15 protein-coding genes are annotated in these 16,099 nt (G+C 41.9%); 6 read left to right on the forward strand and 9 right to left on the reverse strand.

Going from position 1 to position 16,099, the window contains the following annotated elements; genetic code table 11:
• Window positions 1-83 precede the first annotated feature (83 nt).
• Together ACH0AB_RS06405 and ACH0AB_RS06410 are read left to right on the forward strand one after the other, a co-directional pair.
• A complete protein-coding gene (locus ACH0AB_RS06405; RefSeq protein WP_406877630.1) occupies window positions 84-341 on the forward strand; it encodes a hypothetical protein in 258 nt (85 codons plus the stop codon).
• Complete coding sequence (locus ACH0AB_RS06410) at window positions 338-523, forward strand: PIN domain-containing protein (protein WP_406877631.1); 186 nt, start codon at window positions 338-340, stop codon at window positions 521-523. Before ACH0AB_RS06405 ends, ACH0AB_RS06410 begins: the two co-directional genes overlap by 4 nt.
• A gap of 227 nt (window positions 524-750) precedes the next feature.
• Here the strand turns inward: ACH0AB_RS06410 and ACH0AB_RS06415 are convergent, their stop codons facing one another.
• Genes ACH0AB_RS06415 through ACH0AB_RS06425 form a run of 3 tightly spaced genes read right to left on the reverse strand, consistent with a single transcriptional unit; the run spans window position 751 to window position 5,942 of the window.
• Complete coding sequence (locus ACH0AB_RS06415) at window positions 751-1,599, reverse strand: DUF4435 domain-containing protein (RefSeq protein WP_406877632.1); 849 nt, start codon at window positions 1,597-1,599, stop codon at window positions 751-753.
• The gene (locus ACH0AB_RS06420) at window positions 1,592-2,968 is read right to left on the reverse strand and encodes an AAA family ATPase (RefSeq protein ID WP_406877633.1); all 1,377 of its coding nucleotides are present in this window, start codon (window positions 2,966-2,968) and stop codon (window positions 1,592-1,594) included. The genes ACH0AB_RS06415 and ACH0AB_RS06420 overlap by 8 nt, the downstream gene beginning before the upstream one ends.
• A 28-nt stretch (window positions 2,969-2,996) precedes the next feature.
• The gene (locus ACH0AB_RS06425) at window positions 2,997-5,942 is read right to left on the reverse strand and encodes a valine--tRNA ligase (RefSeq protein WP_406877634.1); all 2,946 of its coding nucleotides are present in this window, start codon (window positions 5,940-5,942) and stop codon (window positions 2,997-2,999) included.
• A gap of 151 nt (window positions 5,943-6,093) precedes the next feature.
• Here ACH0AB_RS06425 and ACH0AB_RS06430 point away from each other — a divergent pair, with 151 nt between their 5' ends.
• Both ACH0AB_RS06430 and ACH0AB_RS06435 read left to right on the forward strand, forming a co-directional pair.
• Window positions 6,094-7,167, forward strand: a complete 1,074-nt coding sequence (locus tag ACH0AB_RS06430; RefSeq protein ID WP_406877635.1) for an AAA family ATPase — start codon at window positions 6,094-6,096, stop codon at window positions 7,165-7,167.
• Window positions 7,167-7,829 carry a DUF3226 domain-containing protein gene (locus ACH0AB_RS06435; protein ID WP_060995081.1) on the forward strand — a complete coding sequence of 221 codons (663 nt, stop codon included), beginning with the start codon at window positions 7,167-7,169 and terminating at the stop codon, window positions 7,827-7,829. The genes ACH0AB_RS06430 and ACH0AB_RS06435 overlap by 1 nt, the downstream gene beginning before the upstream one ends.
• Before the next feature lie 40 nt (window positions 7,830-7,869).
• Here ACH0AB_RS06435 and purE read toward each other — a convergent pair whose 3' ends face one another.
• The 4 genes from purE to ACH0AB_RS06455 form a co-directional block, all read right to left on the reverse strand.
• The gene (purE, locus tag ACH0AB_RS06440; RefSeq protein WP_095356172.1) at window positions 7,870-8,427 is read right to left on the reverse strand and encodes a 5-(carboxyamino)imidazole ribonucleotide mutase; all 558 of its coding nucleotides are present in this window, start codon (window positions 8,425-8,427) and stop codon (window positions 7,870-7,872) included.
• Window positions 8,428-8,547: 120 nt separating this feature from the next.
• Window positions 8,548-9,462 carry a bestrophin family protein gene (locus tag ACH0AB_RS06445; RefSeq protein WP_007116136.1) on the reverse strand — a complete coding sequence of 305 codons (915 nt, stop codon included), beginning with the start codon at window positions 9,460-9,462 and terminating at the stop codon, window positions 8,548-8,550.
• 105 nt (window positions 9,463-9,567) lie between these two features.
• Complete coding sequence (locus ACH0AB_RS06450) at window positions 9,568-10,503, reverse strand: metallophosphoesterase (protein ID WP_406877636.1); 936 nt, start codon at window positions 10,501-10,503, stop codon at window positions 9,568-9,570.
• Between the two features lie 118 nt (window positions 10,504-10,621).
• Window positions 10,622-11,251, reverse strand: a complete 630-nt coding sequence (locus ACH0AB_RS06455; RefSeq protein WP_248146952.1) for a rhomboid family intramembrane serine protease — start codon at window positions 11,249-11,251, stop codon at window positions 10,622-10,624.
• A gap of 518 nt (window positions 11,252-11,769) precedes the next feature.
• Here ACH0AB_RS06455 and ACH0AB_RS06460 point away from each other — a divergent pair.
• Window positions 11,770-12,969 carry an OmpA family protein gene (locus ACH0AB_RS06460; RefSeq protein WP_406877637.1) on the forward strand — a complete coding sequence of 400 codons (1,200 nt, stop codon included), beginning with the start codon at window positions 11,770-11,772 and terminating at the stop codon, window positions 12,967-12,969.
• Between the two features lie 75 nt (window positions 12,970-13,044).
• Here ACH0AB_RS06460 and ACH0AB_RS06465 read toward each other — a convergent pair whose 3' ends face one another.
• A complete protein-coding gene (locus tag ACH0AB_RS06465; protein WP_406877638.1) occupies window positions 13,045-14,292 on the reverse strand; it encodes an FAD-dependent oxidoreductase in 1,248 nt (415 codons plus the stop codon).
• A complete protein-coding gene (locus ACH0AB_RS06470) occupies window positions 14,289-15,560 on the reverse strand; it encodes an FAD-dependent monooxygenase (protein ID WP_406877640.1) in 1,272 nt (423 codons plus the stop codon). Before ACH0AB_RS06470 ends, ACH0AB_RS06465 begins: the two co-directional genes overlap by 4 nt.
• Window positions 15,561-15,694: 134 nt before the next feature.
• On the opposite strand from ACH0AB_RS06470, the gene ACH0AB_RS06475 reads away from it, so the two are divergent.
• Window positions 15,695-15,928, forward strand: a complete 234-nt coding sequence (locus ACH0AB_RS06475) for a hypothetical protein (RefSeq protein WP_248108032.1) — start codon at window positions 15,695-15,697, stop codon at window positions 15,926-15,928.
• The last annotated feature ends 171 nt before the right edge of the window (window positions 15,929-16,099 follow it).

Here is a 16,099-nt window from a genome sequence, read left to right on the forward strand (position 1 = left end):
GCTTTATTAGTAGTTGAGTAAACCGATTGGCTCAATCCGAATTTGTCAGTTATACTTTGAGAAAAGCGAATAAGGAGAGAGACATGGCGCAAATTGTTTTAACCCTTGATGATGAGGTACTTGAGCAAGTTTTGCACCAAGCCAAAGCGGAAAACTTGTCGTCTACTAGTTGGCTTGATAAGCTAATCAAACAACGTGCTGGGATGCTTAATCAGCCTAATAATAGTAATAATCAATGGTCATCTAACGTGCAAGAATTAGCAGGGGCGTGGCAGGATTTTCCGACTTTGGAAGACATCCGTCACTCAATGAGCCAAGACGTGCATAGAGAGCCGTTATGAAGTATTTACTGGACACCAACACTCTTATCTATTATTTCAAAGGCTTAGGCAACGTCAAACAGCGATTATTGGCTTGTCAGCGAAGTGAGATTGTTTTGTCGAGTGTGGTTTATTATGAATTGCAAGTTGGAATTTTAAAATCTACCAGTCCGCAAAAGCGTATTGCCTTATATGCCATGTAGTTAGACTTGGTTTCGGTTGTTGAAGTTGAAAATGCCGTTAATTCATTGACCGATTGTGCAAAAACTGATTGTTCTGCTTGCTCAAGCCGTTTTTGCAAGATATCGTTTGGGGTAGATTGGATTTCTTAAACTACGGTATTTAAAATTGACTTTTTAACCATTATCTAATTCCTTGCAAAACATCTCTAAGTTTAAGTTACTAATATCTAGTAATTAATAATTAATTTTCAACCAACATAATTTATAGCATCTTGCAGGAGAGTTAAATCACAATTTTTTGCTAGTCTATTCATCAGTGATGGATTTGTAATATTCATTTTTGCTGATGATTGTGCCCTTTTTTTTAACAAAGGTAAGATATAATCCTTACCTGAAACTATGCTTAATTTATTAGCTAGTGAATTATTAAACTCTTCTACTACTTCATTACGTGTTGATATATATTGGCTATATCCTGCAATAGTTATAACAGAGTTTTTAACAAACTGTATTCTCTGCTGAAATTTGTTCTCCTCTAGAACACCTCTATTACACGATAATAGATATGTAACATCAAAACTCACGGTTGCAAGTTCAGGATACAAAATTTTTGCAACTTTATACTCGATAAATAATTCAAACAATTTTTCCTCATTTTTCACTAGCCAATCGTTGTAATCAAAATCTTTTACAATTTCGATATATGTTTTATTACTGTCTTCATCATCTAAAATATTAACTAGAGCATTTACATCACAAAGAATGTTTTCTAAACAATAACAAGGAAGACGAAAAAAACCTTTTGTATTTTGAACATCATTTTTGGTTAAAAACATTAAATCACCGTCAATGACATATAATAAAGGTCGTGAGCTTATTTCTTGTTTAAACTTATTTATCACTTTATCTCTTCCGCCTAATGGGAAGATATTATCTACTCTAAATTTACCTTCAAATAATCTAGAAAATAGAATTTTAAATATTTTTTCATAGCCTCTCTTAGTATCTTCAACGTAAATATCTATGTCATTATACTCAGTATAGAAAACAGATTTTGCAAAGTTTCCTTCAAAACTTCTTTCAGGTATATCAACCATTCTTTCTACATCCTACTGCTTTATCTTTACGACCTGCGACTATCTCTGGTGAATGTGTTGCAAGAATAAACTGATTCTGTGAATCCAAATTAAATAATGTTTCAGAAAATCTTTCTTGCCATCTTAAATGTAATGATAATTCAGGCTCATCAATAACAAATATTTTTCCTTTATTTGGATTTTCATTAATAAAAACATGAGCAAAGATGATTAGCAGTTGTTTTTCTCCAGAAGATAACCCATCAATAGATGATTTTATACCATTTGGTCTTTTAATTGTCATGTGACCAACTGCATCAACTGAGAGTTCTTTATGAGATTCTTTGTAGAAATCATTTACTGTATTCAAAAAATTATTAATTGGCTCATAAAGTTTATCAACAGTAGATTTATGATTATCAATAATTTCTACAATACTTGCTATCCTTTCGATTTGAGATTTATTTAAAAGCCATTCTATCATGGCATATTCTTTAACTTTTTCATTTTCAAAAGATTGAAAAAATTGAGTAATAGAATAAAAAAATTCATCCAGCTGTCTAGCAATTTTTGAGTCTTCTCCAACTATGTTAAAAATTGCTTCACGTATTTCATTCTTCCTATTAAGTAAACTTTGTTTCTCTTGAATATAATGTGAATCAATAATTAGTGAATCACTTGAATCAAGCTTTGTGTAAGTGAAAATTGATTTAAGAATTTCATCACGAAGAACCTTTGACTGCCTATCATCCCTGTTTCTTATATTTCTATACTTATTTTGAACCAAAATTGCAATATCCATTAGACTGGTATTACTGGAAGCATTCATAAAATCTTTTGGATAGCTTCTATCTAATCTATAACCTTGTTTGTAACTAGAAATAACTTTTTCAATAAAATAAGATTTTTCATCTTCTAATGACTCAATTCTTCGGTCTAGCCCAAGAAAAATTGGACTCTCAATTCTATTTAAAAACTTTAGAACTCCATTTTCTGAATTTTTTAACAAGACTTTTTCAAGAAAATCTTTTAATTTTTCTTCTATACTTATAGAGTTTTCTAAATCTTTTGAAATAAATTCAATTGGTATTACCAGTATTTCTTTGACTTCATCGCAAGATAAGACGAGACTATCCTTGGTACGATTAGCAGATATAGCAATATCCCTATCTTTCCGCACTTTAGAGTTTTCAAATATTAAAATACAATCGTCAAAAGGTATTAAAATTAAATCCTTGAAATTTGGTCTAAGTAGAGCATTTATTAGTTTTAGAGCTGTAGTTTTACCAGAGCCATTACCACCTACTAAGAAGTTAATATCATCATTAAAATTAATATCAAAATCTAGATAACCATAAACTTTTTTCGCAATAAACTTTTTTATTTTCATTTTAATACCTTTCGAACAATTTTAAGAATTAAATCGCCTTTAACTGCTCAATTTGCTTATTCATTTCCGCCAGTTGCGTATCCATTTCCGCCAGTTTCGCTTTCTCGCTTTCCACCACATTGGCGGGCGCTTTACTCACAAATGCTTCATTAGACAGCTTACTACGCAGACTTTCTGCTTGTTTGGTAATTTTTTCTTGCGCTTTGGCAAGGCGATTAAGCTCCGCCGTTGGGTCAATCAAGCCTTTCATCGGCACGAGCACTTTTAACTGCCCGACCATACTTGATGACGACAACGGTAACTCTTTATCAGCGCCGTCACCCGCATTCACAATAGTCAGCGTATCGACTTTGGCAAGCGATTTAAACTGATTTTCAATACGGCTAAGACGGGCGGTTTCCTCATCGCTGATGTTATCAAGTAGCACAGGCAGACGCACCGCATTGCCAAGCTTCATCTCACCACGGATGTTACGAATCGCCCCAATCAGCGCTTGTAGCCACGTCATGTCATGCTCAGTCTGTAGGCTGATTAGGCTGTCATCCGCTGTTGGGAAGGCAGCAGTCATGATACTGTCAGTCGCTTTTTTATCGATGATAGGCGCAATGGTCTGCCAAATGCTCTCGGTGATATACGGCATAATCGGATGGGTAAAGCGCATGGCGACTTCAAGGCAGTTGAGCAGCACATAGCGGATTTGGGCTTTACGCTCAGCACTCACCGATTCATCGTTTAGGCTCGATTTGGCAAGCTCGACATACCAGTCGCAGTATTCATTCCAGATAAACTCATAGATATCTTGGCTCACCAAGTCAAAACGGTACTGGCTCATGTGCTCATGGATGGCTTTCACCGTGGAGTTTAGACGGCTCATAATCCACTGCTCTGGCAATTCCCACAACTCGGTATTGGCGGTTTTGTCGATGTTTAGCGCATTGCCGTCTTTATCGACACAGTTCATCAGCACAAAACGGGTGGCATTCCAAATCTTGTTACAAAAATTGCGGTTGCCTTCAATGCGCTTGAGGTCAAAATTGATATCACGCCCCGTACTGGCAAGCGAGGTAAAAGTAAAGCGCAGCGCGTCCGTGCCAAACGCAGGGATACCGTCGGCAAATTCTTTGCGCGTGGCTTTTTCGATTTTTTGCGCGTCTTTCGGGTTCATAAGACCTGTGGTGCGTTTGGCGACTAGGGTTTCTAAATCAATGCCGTCAATCAGGTCAATCGGGTCAAGTACGTTGCCTTTAGATTTGGACATTTTTTGCCCTTGTCCATCACGCACCAAGCCATGGACATACACCGTCTTAAACGGCACTTGCGGGTTGCCGTCTTTGTCTTTGATAAAGTATAGGGTCATCATCATCATACGGGCAACCCAGAAGAAAATGATATCAAAACCTGTGACCAACACGCTGGTTGGGTGGAAGGTTTTGAGTGCTTGGCTGTAGTCGTCAAAGTTTAGCTCACCTGTCCAATCCAGGGTGCTAAACGTCCACAATGCCGAGCTAAACCAAGTGTCTAGTACATCACTATCTTGGCGCAGCGCTAGGCTATCAGCAAGGTGGTATTTTTGGCGGACTTCTGCTTCATCACGCCCGACATAGATATTGCCCTCGTCATCGTACCACGCAGGAATACGGTGTCCCCACCAAAGCTGACGGCTGATACACCAGTCTTGGATATCGCGCATCCACGCCATATACATATTTTTGTACTGGGCAGGGACAAACTCGGTGCGCCCGTCTTCCACCGCCTCGATGGCAGGTTTTGCCAGTTTTTCGATGGACACATACCATTGGTCGGTGAGCCACGGCTCAACGATGGTGTTACTGCGGTCGCCTTTGGGCACTTTTAAATCATGCGGTTTGATTTCTTCAAGCCAGCCTTCAGCCTCGCTTTGCTCAACCATTTTCTTACGCGCGGCAAACCGCTCAAGTCCTGCATACTCGCTAGGCGTGGTCTCAAGCTGTGGCTCTTTGGTTTGCAAATCAGTAAAAATCTGCATCTCTGGCAAGATATGCGCTGAATTATCAAAGATATTAATCATCGGCAAATTGTGGCGTTTGCCTGTTTCGTAGTCATTAAAGTCATGGGCAGGCGTGATTTTGACACAGCCTGTGCCAAATTCCATGTCCACTGCTTTGTCATCGCCCACAATCGGCACAATGCGACCTGTAATCGGTAGCGTCACGGTTTGCCCGATAAGGTGCTGGTAGCGTGCGTCTTCTGGGTTCACGGCAACGGCGGTATCACCGAGCAAGGTCTCTGGGCGGGTGGTGGCAACGACAAGGTAATTTTTACCGTCTTGGGTTTTAGCATTTTTATCGGTCAAATAATAGCGAAAATGCCACAGTGAGCCTTTCTCGTCATGATTTTCTACTTCCAAATCCGACAAGGCGGTTTGTAGCTTAGTATCCCAGTTGACTAGACGTTTACCGCGATAAATCAGCCCATCTTCGTACAGACGCACGAACACTTCTTTGACGGCATTGGACAAGCCATCATCCATGGTAAAACGCTCACGGCTCCAGTCTACCGAGCTACCTAGACGGCGGATTTGGCGGGTGATGTTGCCACCACTCTCGGCTTTCCACTCCCAAATTTTTTCAAGGAACTTTTCACGACCTAAATCATGGCGTTTGATGCCTTGGGCGTTCAATTGACGCTCAACGACCATTTGCGTGGCAATCCCTGCGTGGTCGGTGCCTGGTTGCCAGAGGGTGTTTTCGCCCAGCATTCGGTGATAGCGCGTGAGCGTGTCCATGATGGCATTGTTAAAGCCGTGCCCCATGTGCAGTGAGCCTGTAACATTCGGCGGTGGCAGGGCAATAGAAAACGATTGTTGTTTATCATAGCTTGGCTGAAAGTAGCCTTTGTCTTCCCACACTTGGTACATGCCGTTTTCGACGTCGCTTGGGTTGTAAGCGTTTTCTAAAGACGTTAAGGCTTGGGCGATTTGATGTTGCGTGCTCATAGATGGTCAACTTTTGCAATAAAAAAGAAAGGAATGTCAAAAAGGTAATTAACGGATTTTACCGTAAATTGCCTAGATTGTAGAGTATTTTGTGGGTAAGATAGCGGTTGATAAAATAATAAATGGGTTAATAACTCGTAAGGTTTGCGTTATGCACTTAGAATCTCTAAAGATTAAGAACTTTCGGATTTTGGAAGATGTGACAATTGAGAAATTGGGTCATGTGAATTTGATTGTGGGAAAAAATAATTCGGGGAAAAGTACCGTTCTTGAAGCCTTAGCTTTGTTAGCAAGTGGGTTTAATCCTGAAGTAATGCTATTTATTTCAAATAATAGAAATGTATATCGTCATCTAAATACAAAAGACACAGAATCTAAGGTATTTTCAATTGAAAATATTATAAGTAAATCTAATGAAGACCCCTTTTTGAATTGGACTTATATTGGAAATCAAAGCCATTATTTAACTTTTGGTTATGTTAAGAATGGTAAAAATAATAATTTGGACATAGATAGAGAAAAAGGATATTCATTTACCTATTTTATTGATGATAGAAATTTTATGAACTTTGAAGTCAAAGCTATAAGTAATAGAGCTTTATTTATGGATATGTCCGAAAATTCACATCATATGAAAAAGAAAGCTTTTAATTTTGGTTATATCACTACTAATAACATTGACTTAAATTTGTTTGCTTCTTCATGGGATAAAATTGCATTAACAGATGATGAAAATTTAGTTTTGGAAATGCTTAAGTTGATTGATAGCGATATAACTAACTTGGCTTTTCTAAGTTTGGTGGATTCTGAAACAAGAATACCATTTGTTAGACTTAAAAATATTGAAAGAAGAATACCATTACATCAAATGGGTGATGGAATTTTCAGACTATTACAGATTATTTTAGAAATTCCAAAGTCAAAAAATAGTATCCTTTTAATAGATGAATTTGAAAACGGACTACATTACAGCGTTCAGCCCAAAGTTTGGGAACTTATCTTTGAACTCGCCCACCGCTTTAACATCCAAGTATTTGCCACTACCCACAGTTGGGACTGTATCGAAAGTTTTTCCCAAGTCGCCAAAGACCGCACCGACATGGAAGGCGTACTATTTCGCATGGGTCACAGCGTCCGCAAATCTGATAAAGGCAAACTTATCGCCACCGTATTTGATGAAGATGACTTATACAATCTAACCAAAATGAATATTGAGGTTAGATAATGATAAAGCACCTTATTGTTGAAGCAGAATCAGATAAATTATTTATCCAAACTTTTTTGCGTCATGAAAATCTAAACCTTCAATTAAACATTGACGTAGCAACACCCCAAGACCTTGAGCCAACCGCCTACACGACAAAACAAGCAGTATTGCAACAGCTGCCAAGGTTAGTAAAACTTTTAGAAACAGGACAAGTAAGCCATATTGGTATTTTGGTTGACATGGATTTTACTGATAAAACCGATATTAAAACCCAAAATCTACGGCAAATTAGCGAGCGATTAAACCCATTAGGATTTTATCAATTCCCACAACAAAATGATGAATTAGGTATTTATTTTGAAAATTTAGATTACGATAACCCAATTGGCGTTTGGCTAATGCCAAATAATCAAGATGAAGGCTATCTCGAAACTTGGATAAAAATGACGATGCCAACGAATGAACAAAATCATTTTGGACAAATCGAAAACTTTATCCATAGCCTTGGAACAAGCCATTTTAAAAATCCTACCACATCACTGGATAAAGCACGGATTTATACATGGCTTGCCACCCAATCAAAACCCACCCAAGATTTATCAAAAGCCTTGGCACTAGCTGACCCAAACACCGCTACCTACCAAAATTTTAAAAACTGGCTTATTACCACATTTGGATAAAGCAAAAAACCGCCATTTTAAAGGGCGGTTTTTATTAAAATCAATCCATTTTACCAGGCACAGGATTATCCAAAATTGTTTGGGTTTGTTTGGCGCGAAAATCACTGATTTTTTGCGCAAGCGTGCTATCACCAATCGCCAAAATTTGCGCTGCCAGTAGCCCTGCATTTGCCGCACCCGCTGCCCCGATGGCAAGCGTACCCACCGCCACCCCTTTGGGCATTTGCACGATGGATAGCAAACTGTCCCAACCGCTTAGGATGGAGGACTTGACAGGCACACCAAGTACAGGCAAATCCGTCTGAGACGCACACATCCCGGGCAGATGCGCCGCGCCGCCTGCCCCTGCGATAATCACAGACAGGCCGCGAGCTTTGGCAGTTTTGGCATAGTCAAACAATCTATCAGGGGTGCGATGTGCCGATACCACTTCACACTCAAAGGGCACCCCAAAATCCGCTAACATTTGCGCGGCGTTTTGCATGGTTTCCCAGTCAGATTGACTACCCATGATGATACCGACTTTGGCTTGACCTTGTGGCGATGGGATGGGTGGTGGTAGCTGGTGTGTCTGGGCGTTTGGCTGACTTGCTGACATGGAAAATTCCTTTTGCCAAAAAATTGACGGACTAAAAATAAAAAAACGTGCATGAAATGCACGGTTAAAACTTAATATAGCATGATTTTTTACCCTTGAAAATCAAAATCTATGAGGCAACTATATCACCACATTGGCGGGTACTCGCGGCTTTTGTTCAGGGGCAAATTTTTGATGACTAAGCATGGCCAGCTGCGTCTCAATCGTATCGCACATCATCCCTAAGGGCAATTCGTTTTCCCCCGTACCAAACGGCTCGCTGATTTCATCGACGATTTCATTGAGCGCCATAAAGGTGTAGCCGACAAAACTGACTACAAATGGCGTTACCCAGCCAATCGCATTGCCCAGTCCAAATGGCAGCATAAAGCAATACAGATACACAGTGCGATGCAGCAGCACAAAATAGGCATACGGAATCGGTGTGTTATTAATGCGTTCACAGCCCGCTTGGATATGGGCAATTTCACCCAAGGTGTTATCTAAGCTTTGCCACTGCCAAACATCGATTTTTTGCTCGGCTTGCCAGTTGGCGAGCATCTGCCCCATGATTTGGGTCAAGCGTAAGGCAATAAAGTTTTGCCCAACCACGGCTTGCTGTTCTTCAACCGTTAATAGCCGCTGCAGGTTTGCTGTATTATCCTCACTCCGCAGCTGTTGGCGTAGACTGTGGACAAAAGCGATTTGATGACGGATAAAGGCTTGTTTTTCCGCCATACTGACATTCGGCAGTGTCATCACTTGACGGGCGATGTTGCGACTTAGCCAAACCAGCGTGCCCCACAGCTTGCGCCCTTCCCAAAATCGATCATACGCTGCGTTATTACAAAACCCGTGGAAAATCGCAAGTGAGATACCGAGTATCGCAAACACCGAAGGATTGAGCGGTACAGGCTCGGTGGCGATATGGGTTTGATAAAAATAGATGAAAAAGGAGAAAATAAACAACAAAACTTGTGGCACAATCAGCCGTTTAAAGTACGAGCCTTGCAGCACAAATAGCATCTTTAGCGGCTCAATCGGACGTCGAATCATACCTAACCCATCTTAATCGTTTGCTCACTGGCTATCATTATTAGCCGTAAGCTTTAAACAAATATTTTAATTTATGTTACACCCAGTTTACCGTTTAGCTTTGGGTCAATGCTGATATTGAATAAAATTCGCTGAGCTCAAAGCCGGATGATCGGTATCAAATTGATAAGCCGTCAAAAACCCATCTTTGGCAGCAGAATAATCCACACAGACCACTTGATGACTAAGTAGCTCAGGCGTGCCATTGAGCCAATAATGCCCGACAAAAATAGGTTTGTCGTGGTCAAGACCAAACAAAATCTCAGCGCTCAGCGTGTCTTTAGGGATATGAATCAAATCCTCTTGACTGGCGCGCGCAATCTGGTGAATCGGCTGAAACGACAAACTAGGCTGCCACCACTGCACGCGTACATTTTTACGTTGATGACCTTCTTTATCGACCAAATGAATGCCTTCAGGTAGCGGTGCTTCCACACCTTTAAGCACTCTTTCCAGTGCCTCAAAAGGTGGCGTGCCTTCCTCACTGGTTTTTTGTAGCGCAACGGGCGTCAAGCGATTGTCTATCGTTAACAGCGGCTTTAACATCGCCATCGCATCACTGTCCCAACAAGCATGCACAAAACACGCATCATCCAATGCTAGCCACAGGGGTAATTCATAAAACCGCTTGAGCCAAAACTGGTGTAACTCACTGCCAAACCCTACTTCATCAAGAAACGCTTGATGCTGCGAGGTATGTCTATCATCATGTTGTCGTAAATATTGGCTTACATCGCGGGCATCGGGTGTGGCGTAAGCTAACGCATTATACTCGTGATTACCCATGACTGCGAGCGCTTGCTCGTGGTCAATCATCGCAAATACGATAGATAAGGTTTGCAGCTGTTGACTGCCCCGATCAATCAAGTCGCCGATAAAAATCGCTTGGTGATTGGGAGGTGCTTGAAAACACTGACCATTATCTTGATAGCCCAACTGCGTCAGTAACCCAATGAGCTTATCTGCCTGACCATGCACATCACCAATCACATCATAAATCATGTTTTTCACCTTCTACTGCTTTTTAAGACTTTACCTAACTAGGCAACTTGTAACTAGACAACCTGTGACTGGGCAACCTGCCACGCAATTTTTAGCCCCTATTTTTAGCCATTCAATGTTAGCCACCAAAGCCTAAAAATCTAGGGTGCATTAATTGGTTAAAAAAATGCGCCACAATACCGGGCTCAATGGCAATCGTGGCTAACATACCAAAAATACCACCTACCAAATGTGCCGAATGATTGATACTGCCGCGACCTTGCCCATCCGCCCACACACTATACGCCACATACGCCACCGCGAACACAATCGCAGGTACAGGAATCACAAACAGCAATAGTGTCGACCAAGGATTCATCAAGATATAGCTAAAAATTACTGCTGAAACAGCGCCCGATGCGCCTAGGCTGCTATAGCGAGGATTGTTCTTTTGTTTTAGATAGGTTGGCATAATCGCCACAACCAAAGCGGCAAGATAAAACAGCACAAACCCTAGACTGCCGAGTTTGGACATGAAAAAACCCTGTACCGCTTGTCCAAACGAATACAAAGTAAACATATTAAAAAACAAGTGCATGCCATCGGCATGGATAAAACCATGGGTGACAAAGCGATCGACTTGTCCACGCTGCACCGCAGGCGGATAAAAAATTAACCTTTGCATCAGTTGGGGTGATTGCCAAGCTAATAAACTGACAACTACCGTAATAATAATGATAAATAAAGTATGGTTAGAAAAAAGTGACATAACACCTCAAAATAGCAATAAATAATGATAAGTAGGATTATGATAAAGATAGCGGATTATCTCAATAAGCCAAATGTGAATTTATTGATATAGGTGCTACATAAATCTGCCTTGTAGTGTCACGTTCACCTTGTAGCATGAAGCTAATGACAAACCCTTCAAATTTGAGCAACACACCTTTACCCAAGTTTACCCAAAATGGGGACGATTTGAATTTTTAACACAATATTTACGCAATAGTTACCTTAACATAACTGAAGGCGAGCCGATTTTGCTTTAATTTATTAGTTATATTTGAGTAATACTGCAAAAGACTTAACAAAATCTGTTTAAGTGTGGGCAGTTTTTCTCAGTATTGTTAAGCGTAAATTAATTAGCAATGCAATAACAAACCCAACAACCATAAATAATAATTTTTGAAAATATATAATAGAATTATTGGCTAGTGTGCTGGATATAAAAATAATACATTGGTTTTATGGTGGTTGATAACCCTTCATTTTCTTGAGGCTTGAATTATGAATATCATTGAACATTTAACCCGTACAGTAACACCCGTTGTTTTAAATAATGCAAATGACGCCAACCGCTCATCTTTATTAGAAAAATTATACGCTATCTTGGTTGCCCGTCTTGCTGACGGTAACGTCTCTAACAGCTTTGCTAATGCAACCATCGCTGATAATGACAATAGCTTTTTTGACCGTGTACTACCAGATACCACCCACCGTACAGAGCTAGTGCAACAGCTCTCACGTCATTACAGTGTACCAGAGCAAGAGACTGCTTCGTTAGTAAGCCGTGCCGCGCCGCTGGTACTGCGTGAATTACGCTCACTTGCAGGTACAACACCACTCAATACTTTCTTATCAAACAATATTGCGTCTGTGGCTTCTGTGATTCCTGCTTGGGCATATGCATTTATCCCAGCGGGCATTTTAACCATGTTGAATTTGTCGCCTGTGCATGCAGCCACCACGCCTACTGTCCAAACGACCACTCGTACAGAGGAGCATCTAGTTGCTACGCCTAAACGCGATGAAGGCGGCTTGATGAAAATGTTATTGCCAATCATTGGTTTGTTGATTTTAGGTGCACTCGCTTGGGCATTATTAAAATCATGTAACAAAACTGAGCCAGTCGCGACGCCAGTTGTGGCTTCTACTACTGCTTCAACAACGACAACCACTACCACAACTGAAGTCTCTGCGGCAAGTGCCACAAATAGCATGGCAATGCCTGTAGCATCAACCACTGACATGGCGGTAGCAAGCATGCCAATGGCGACCACTGAGACAATAGCAGCGACAATTATCTCTACCACTGAGCCTTCAGTGGTATTTGAAAATGGTCGCCTAAGCTTCTACTTCGCTACAGGTGAAGCACAAGTCGCTGGTAATGCCAAAGAAAAAGCCAATGATATCCTTGAAGCAGCTAAACAAGGCAAAAAAATCGGTATCAGTGGTTATACCGACAGCACAGGTAATGCTGCTGCCAATGAAAAGTTAGCAAAAGAGCGTGCCCAAGCGGTTAGATTATTCTTGATAGCTAATGGTGTGCCGCAATCACAACTTGAATTGATCAAACCACAAGACACGACAGGTGCTGAGGGTAAAGACCAAGAAGGTCGCCGTGTTGATGCCTATATTATCGACGACAATGCTATTCCTGCCACTGGTACCACAACTGTTACCACGGTTGCAAGCCCAGCGAAATAAATCACCTTTTACGGTTGATTCATCATTAAAAATCCTCGATAGCTTATCGAGGATTTTTTTTGCTGTTAAAAATTTTTAGATGCCACTGGCTTTTTGGGTAAAAAATTTCATCAAGGGTTTAATTCTGCTAACCATGCTCACGCCTTCACTGCGTAGCTGCTGAATCGGACGCAACTGTGTACCAAAAATCCAATTGATCCCAGAAAAACTGTGCATCATCATAGCGTTATTAGCGTAGCGTTGACGCTCATAACGCTGTAAAGTGGCAAAACTTGCCCATAGCTTGTTGCCTGACCGCTGATAATCTTTTTGCAAAATATCGCTCAAGGCGATGATATCGAGCATACCCAAGTTTAAGCCTTGTCCCGCCAAAGGATGCACCCCATGCGCGGCATCGCCAATCAACGCTAAGTTAGCTTTGACATAATTTTTGGCATGTTGGGCACCCAGTGGGAAACTGGCGATTGATTCAATCTCAGTGATATCCCCTAAGGCATAGCCACTGGCAAAGGCGAGTTCTTTGGCAAGCTCTTTTGGTGGCAGCGTGAGTAAATCAAGTGCCGCATTGGTCGGCAATGTCCATACCACCGATTGCCAATGTTGAGGATTTGCCTGATCGTCAGCCGTCACATCTGCCAGCGGTAAAAGTGCCAAAGGCCCTGTCGGCAAAAACACTTGTCTGGCTGTCGCCTTGTGTGGCTGCTCGGTTTTGATGGCGCAGCAGATTGCCGTTTGCTGATACGCCAAAGTATCTAACCCAATCCCTGCCGCTTGGCGTACCATAGAGCCGCGGCCGTCAGCCCCGATTAACAGCTTACCTTGATACGTGGTGCCATTATCTAAGCTAACTTGATACCCCAAATCTTCACCTTGCCAAGCAATATCAGTGACCTTATGCCCTGCAATATGGCGCAAATAGGATTGACCCTGATGGACAAGGCTCTCATTGTCAAAACCGTCATACAGCGCTTTTTCGATGATAAAGGGCTCAACCATACTGCCCAATAATTGCGGTGTTTGAGCATCACCAAAATTTAGCTCCCCCACGCCATTGGTTTGCCATACCTGCATTTGGGTATAGTCGGCTTTGCGTTTGCTTTGTTCGATACGCTGCCATGCACCGACCTCTTTGAGTAGGTTGATACTGGCAACACTTAGCGCATAGACACGAGCATCACGCTCGGTGAGTTTGTCGCGCCAATCGGCTGCTAAAAGTGTTGGGCGAGCATCGATTAAGGTGACAGGATGGCGCGCTTGGGCAAGCTTTAACGCCAATGTCGCGCCAACAATACCGCCGCCGATGATTAATGTAGTGTTTTTCATGATTTCAGCCCCATCGCAAAGGTAGCCACAGCTGGCTTCACAAATGGCACTTTATCAAAGGCAATGAGTCCGACATTACGCGCGATTTTGAGCAAGGGATTTTGGTGCATAAAGCCATATACCACCGTATCGCAGAAAATTTCTACCCGTTTTTGGTCGGCTTTACGGCGTTTGGCATAAGTTTGTAGCATGCGACTATCGCCAATATCTTCGCCGCGCATCACTTGCTGTGCCAGCATTTTGGCGAGCGTATCAGCATCGCGCATACATAAATTAAAGCCTTGTCCTGCCACAGGGTGCAAGGTGTGGGCGGCATTGCCCATGATGACGCAGCGTCCTTTGACTTGACTATCTGCCAATATTTTCACCAGTGGATACGCGCCGCGTTTACCCGCTTTGACAAACTTGCCTGCTAGATAGCCAAAGGCTTGTTGAATGGTGTCAAGAAAGTATTCATCATCGTCCAAATAGCGCTGTTCTTCGCCTTTTGGGCACACCCATACCACAGAGCGGCGATAGCCTTGCTGGGCTTGTCGTCCATCCCCTTGACCGATATCAAACGCATCAACCAAAGGCAACACAGCAACTGCGCCCATTTTATTAAAGCGTTCAATTGCTTGATGATGGTGCGGTTTGTCCGTTATCACCACGCCCACGACAGCTACTTGGTGATAATCGTGCGCAGTTGCGCCAATGCCCAGTAGTTGACGGCTTGGCGAGTTTTGACCATCACAAGCCACCAATACATCAGCCGTTAAGGTTTGGCAAGCTTGGTGAGCTTGGTCAAAGCGAATGGTGACATCGGTTGCCGTCTGTTGTATATCGGTCAAGGTGGCACCGTCTAGCAAGGTTATCAGCGGATTGTTTTGTACGGCGAGCAGTAATTTTTTGCCAAGCCATGCGTTTTCCATTACCTGCCCAAAACTTTCCACCCCTTCGGCTTCTTTGTTGAGCGTCGCTTTACCAAAACTACCTTCTTCACTGATACTAACTTCATCGATGCGGCAGGCATGGCTTTGTAAATCATCCCATAGCGCTTTGCCATTAAAGGTGATACCACGATAAATTTGTACCGTACGGCGTGACAGCGCGATGTTACGGCTGTCAAATTGCGCGCGGTGTAAGTCATCATCAGGGCTGATGGTGGGGTATTTGGCTTTTTCTAGTAGCGTACTTGAGATGCCTTTGTCGGCAAGCAGTAGCGCAAAGGATAAACCCACATTGCCGCCGCCGATAATCACCACAGTTTGGGGGGTAAGAATATTCATGCTTGTTCTCTTTTTTAAAGGGCGGTTAAAGCGCACCTTATCAGAATTTTTTACCAGTTTAGCACAAATCCTTATGCGCTTTGTGGCGGCAATTGGGTAAAATCCATAAAACAAATATTAAAGGAATAAGCAAAATGCCAGTGCTGCAGTGGTGGTTGCTGTTTTTGCTTAGCAGTATGTTTTATGGTTGGGTGCTGCTAGGCAATGGTGCAAAATGGCTAGAAGGCTGGCAATCGTGGTGGCTAATTGGCTGGTTTTCGCTAGATTGGACAGCCGAGCAAATCCGCTTGTATGTACTGATAATTTGGATTGTTGAAATGATTTGGTTTGTGGTCGGTTTGTTTCAACCAAGTTTACGTAGTTTTTAGACTGTATTTCGACAAAAATTTTGGCTACCTTTTTTTGTGAGGTTCTGTTAAAATAGGCAAAATCAAACCTTAGCGAGTTGGCATGATAAAGTTAATGGCACAGACTGGTAATACATTAAAACCAGTTAGCTATTTTCTTTAAAATCAATGTCTTCTCGCTTTTTTGTGGGC

The sequence above is a fragment of the Moraxella sp. 179-F 1C4 NHS genome (genome assembly GCF_045370505.1).
GTDB classification, from domain to species: Bacteria; Pseudomonadota; Gammaproteobacteria; order Pseudomonadales; family Moraxellaceae; genus Faucicola; species Faucicola tetraodonis.